General features: G+C 38.1%; 1 protein-coding gene. It reads right to left on the minus strand.

Going from position 1 to position 1029, the window contains the following annotated elements:
* Positions 1 to 149: 149 nt before the first annotated feature.
* Positions 150 to 767: a hypothetical protein gene (locus J0A68_RS22410; RefSeq protein ID WP_206580497.1), complete on the minus strand. Its 618-nt coding sequence runs from the start codon at positions 765 to 767 to the stop codon at positions 150 to 152.
* Positions 768 to 1029 lie beyond the last annotated feature (262 nt).

Consider the following 1029-nt stretch of genomic DNA (forward strand, 5'->3'; position numbering starts at 1 on the left):
TTTGACCTGAACAGCCTACTCAAACGGCTCCAAAAATCCCGACTCAATCCCCATAGGAACCTCCCCGGTTCCGTGCAACATCGGTTTCATTGTTCGTCCTGCGGACGCAACGAAAACCTAGTTGTTAGGGTGCGTTTTTTTTATTTTTTTCATCCTAAATCCATTTGTCTTTTCATTTTCACGAAATACCAATTGTCATTATAGGATTTTAATATTTCGTCTTCATTAATGTCATTTTCAGCATCTTTAGAATAAATAAGGTAGTACTGAACTGATAGATAAACTTTAATGAATGATTTGTCCTTTGATTCGGAGTACGCAAAAGCACCATATTTCTCAAGTTGTTTTTTCAGTCCGTTGAAATAGTCTATTGGGTTCCGCTTGAAATGGTGAATTTGAAAAGTCGTTGAATCATAACTCAATTCTGTAAAAATCGAGTCTTGTTTGAGAGTGTAACTTCCTTTAGATAGCTTTAATGGTGCTTCGTTAAATGATTCTGTTAATTCGCAGCTGTCTGAAAAGCAAATCATTCTGATTTCGGTTTCTCTAGGAAATATTCTGTAATTGTTCGAAGAATCTTGTCCGAAGATAAATTGTGCTCTTGGGTGATAGCTGTATCTTAAAAGTACAGTGTCTTTTAGAAATTCATCAGCATACATTTCGACAAATTGGTCTGCTTTCTCTTGTGAATATTTCAACAGTCGCTTTTCCTGATCGCAGGAAATAAGCAATGTCACAATTATCAGATATGTAATCGAAGTTCTCATTTTTTTAAATGCACCCTAACGTTTTGCAGCTACCCGAAGGTGGCGATTTCGAAGCTCCTCGCTGTCAACCAAGCACAAACTTGGATAGAAGTACTGCACTTGATTTAACCTCTGAACCGCCACTTTTGGGTAGGTGCTGTTGCACTAAACCTGCGGTAGTTTCTCCGATAAGCAGCCCAAAAGCGGTAATTTTTTGATTCATTCTTAACCGTTTCAATCATGAAAAAAAAGAAAACCTCCTCCAGGCCGCCTGCTCCAAGAT

The sequence above is a fragment of the Algoriphagus oliviformis genome (assembly GCF_017254915.1).
GTDB classification, from domain to species: Bacteria; Bacteroidota; Bacteroidia; order Cytophagales; family Cyclobacteriaceae; genus Algoriphagus; species Algoriphagus oliviformis.